Annotated in this window: 3 protein-coding genes and 1 pseudogene; 1 reads left to right on the forward strand and 3 read right to left on the reverse strand. The window is 61.3% G+C overall.

Annotation, left to right across the window (positions count from 1 at the left end):
• The 3 genes from VGO12_RS15775 to VGO12_RS15785 form a co-directional block, all read right to left on the reverse strand.
• The coding region (locus tag VGO12_RS15775; protein WP_414650731.1) for an electron transfer flavoprotein subunit beta/FixA family protein at positions 1-225 on the reverse strand (225 nt) is incomplete at its 3' end.
• Positions 226-269: 44 nt separating this feature from the next.
• Positions 270-875 carry a dimethylsulfonioproprionate lyase family protein gene (locus VGO12_RS15780; RefSeq protein ID WP_327513693.1) on the reverse strand — a complete coding sequence of 202 codons (606 nt, stop codon included), beginning with the start codon at positions 873-875 and terminating at the stop codon, positions 270-272.
• A gap of 2 nt (positions 876-877) precedes the next feature.
• On the reverse strand, positions 878-2,914 hold the full coding sequence (locus VGO12_RS15785; protein WP_327513694.1) for an NADH:flavin oxidoreductase: 2,037 nt from the start codon (positions 2,912-2,914) through the stop codon (positions 878-880).
• A 147-nt stretch (positions 2,915-3,061) separates the two neighbouring features.
• On the opposite strand from VGO12_RS15785, the pseudogene VGO12_RS15790 reads away from it, so the two are divergent.
• Positions 3,062-3,166 (forward strand): annotated as a pseudogene (locus VGO12_RS15790) (TetR/AcrR family transcriptional regulator); the annotation flags it as partial.

Genomic DNA, 3,166 nt, shown 5'->3' on the forward strand with positions numbered 1-3,166 from the left:
CGCTGTGCGCAGGGTCTCTTCGGCCTTGGCCGGACCGACGGAAACGACGACGACTTCGTCTGCCTTGCCGGCTTCCTTCAGCCTGAGCGCCTCTTCAACGGAGATTTCGTCGAAGGGGTTCATCGACATCTTCACGTTGGCAAGCTCGACGCCCGAACCGTCCGCCTTCACGCGGATCTTGACGTTGTAGTCAACCACCCGCTTCACCGTCACAAGTATTTTCATGGCAACCTTCCTCCTGCGGTCGACCGAAGCCGAACGCGTTCACATCAATGTTTCGGTTGATCAGGCAACAGCGCCCAGAAGGCCAACAGCGGCGTTTCGCCCGAACGCATGGCGTGCCGGATGCCAGGCGGATTGTAGAAGGAACCGCCGACCCCGGGTGAGAACCATTCCGATGTGCCGTGCTGAAACTCCCCTTCAGACAGAACCAGATAGGTTTCTTCGGGGGCGTGGTCGTGGTCGGGGTAGCGCACGTTCGGCGCCATCAGCGTCGCGCCGAGCCAGAGATCACTTCGATCCTCCAGACCGCCGGGACCAACGATCATCGCGTTGCCATGACCGGTCAGGAAATTCTCGCTCGCCGTATCGTCATAGACCGAGCGGCACTTCCATTCGAGCAATGGCTCGACCGCCCGGAACCGTTCGATCAGCATGTCGAGCGACGTTCTCCCGGTCTTGCTCGACATGGCTTCGTCAAGCCAAAGCTCGCCGGCGGGAAGGCGTTTACCGAGGTCCGTGCGCTGCGGCTGCGGCGTTTCGAGCAAGGCAGAAATCCGCGTGATCGACCGACGTGCCCTCGGATCCCGGGCGCAGTCTTCGAACGCGACGAAAGCCGCGTCCAGAAATGCCTGCAAAGCGTCGGACCGCGTCATGGTCAGAGGTCCTTGGCAAGCCGCAGCGCGTCATAGATCGCGGCATGCGTGTTGCGGGCGGCAACCGCGTCACCGATCCGGAAGAGCTGGTAGGCGCCTTTTGGATTGTGCTCAACCGATTGCGGCGTTCCGGCAATCAGCGCGTCGTAGGAGACTTCGCCGAGGTTCCTCGAGCCGGGCTTCAGTTCGAAGTAGAGGTCATCGAGCGGAATGGTGCCGTGATTGACGACGATCTGGTCGAAGGTCTGCTGCCTGGCGACACCGCCATAGTCACTGCCGACATGGGCGATGATCTGGTTGCCGCTCTTTTCCGCTGCCTCCAGCCTGTAGGTGACGGTGAAGGTCACATCGAGCTTCTGCAGCGAGCGCATGTAGGGAACGAGGTTCATCGCCATGACTTCCGGCGCGAAGGACCGGTCCGGCGTCATGATCTCGACCTTGGCGCCTGCCTTGGCGAGGAATTCCGCGGCCTGCAGACCCGCATGATCGCCGGCGTCGTCGAAGATGAGCACGTTGGTGCCGGGTTTCACATCGCCTGAGATGATGTCCCAGGAGGAAACGACGAGCTCGTTGCCCTTCGAAAGAACCTCCGTGTGCGGCAGTCCGCCGGTCGCGATGATGACGACGTCGGGCGTTTCGGCAAGCACGGTATCGGTCTCGGCCCAGGTGTTGAACCGGAAGGTGACGCCGAGCTTCTCGCACTGGCTCATGCGCCAGTCGATGATGCTGATCATTTCCCGCCGGCGCTCGCTCTGGGCTGTCAGCCGGATCTGTCCGCCCGGATGGTTCGCGGCCTCGAAAACGACGACCTCATGCCCCCGTTCGGCAGAGACGCGAGCGGCTTCAAGACCGGCAGGGCCAGCTCCGACGATGACGACCTTCTTCCGTGCCGCGGCCTTCGGGATCCGATGCGGCATCGTTTCTTCACGACCGGTCGCGGCATTGTGGATACAGAAGGCCAGGCCTCCTTGATAGATCCGGTCGAGACAGTAGTTGGCGCCGACGCAGGGGCGGATGTCGTCCTCGCGTTTTTCCATGATCTTGCGCACGATATGAGGGTCGGTCATGTGCGCGCGGGTCATGCCGATCATGTCCACCTTGCCGGCAGCAATCGCGTGCCGAGCCGTCGCCACGTCCTGGATCTTCGCGGCATGGAAAGTCGGAAACTTGGTTGCTGCGCGGACGTCTCCGGCGAAATCCAGATGCGGCGCGCTCGCCATGCCCTGGATCGGAATGACGTCGGTCAGGCCCGGATCCGTATCAATATGGCCGCGGATGACGTTCAGATAGTCGATGAGGCCGCTTTCCTTGAGACGGCGGGAGATTTCCAGGCCTTCGGCCTTTCCGGTCCCGCCGGGAAGACATTCGTCGGCCGTGTAGCGAACGCCGAGAATGAAGTCGTTGCCGACCCTTTCACGCATCGCCTTGAAGACGTCGAAACAGAAACGAAGGCGATTGTCGAGCGAACCGCCATAGGGACCGTCAAGCTCGTTGGTCAGCGGTGACGTGAACTGGTCGATGAGATGCCCGTAGGCTTCCAGCTCGACACCGTCCATGCCGCCGGCCTTCATGCGTTCGGCGGCGTCGGCAAAATCCTTGATGATGCGCTCGATGTCCCAGTCTTCGATCTTCTTGGGAAAGGCGCGGTGCGCCGCCTCGCGATGGTGGGAGGGTGCAAGCACCGGAAGCCAGTCGCCCTTGTCCCAACGGGTGCGCCGGCCAAGGTGCGTGAGCTGGATCATGATCGCAGCGCCCTCTTCGTGCACCGCGTCGGTCATCTCCCTGATCCACGGAACGATCTCGTCCTTGTAGGCGAGCAGGTTGTTGAAGACCGGTGGGCTGTCCTTCGAGACGGCCGCGGAACCGGCGGTCATCGTCAGCGCCACGCCGCCCTTGGCCCGCTCAACCGTATAGGCACGGTAGCGGCCCTTCGGCATCCCGTCTTCGGGATAGGCCGGCTCGTGAGACGTGACGATGATGCGGTTGCGCAGGGTCAAATGCTTCAGCTGAAACGGCTGAAGCAGGGGATCGTTCGACATGCGACGGGCTCCGGTTTATGGGACTTCAACCGCAACGGTAAGCGGGAATGTACACATGTGTCAATAATCAAAACACCATCGTTTGTTTATTTGACACTTATGTACATTTTGCTTGATGGCGCCCTTTGGATTTGTTAGGAGGCAATCATGGAACAGGCGATGAATGACACTGGTTGGCGCGGTTCTCAGGAGGGGTGGCTCGAAGCCGCCTACGACTCCCTGCTCGAGTCGGGCGTGGACTCGGTGAAGATC

The sequence above is a fragment of the Ensifer sp. genome (assembly GCF_035999135.1).
Taxonomy (GTDB): domain Bacteria; phylum Pseudomonadota; class Alphaproteobacteria; order Rhizobiales; family Rhizobiaceae; genus Ensifer.

Bases quoted from the DNA above. Each gene is read 5' to 3' on its own strand.
- VGO12_RS15780 (WP_327513693.1), bottom strand. From the start codon at position 875: ATGACGCGGTCCGACGCTTTGCAGGCATTTCTGGACGCGGCTTTCGTC.
- VGO12_RS15785 (WP_327513694.1), bottom strand. From the start codon at position 2,914: ATGTCGAACGATCCCCTGCTTCAGCCGTTTCAGCTGAAGCATTTGACC.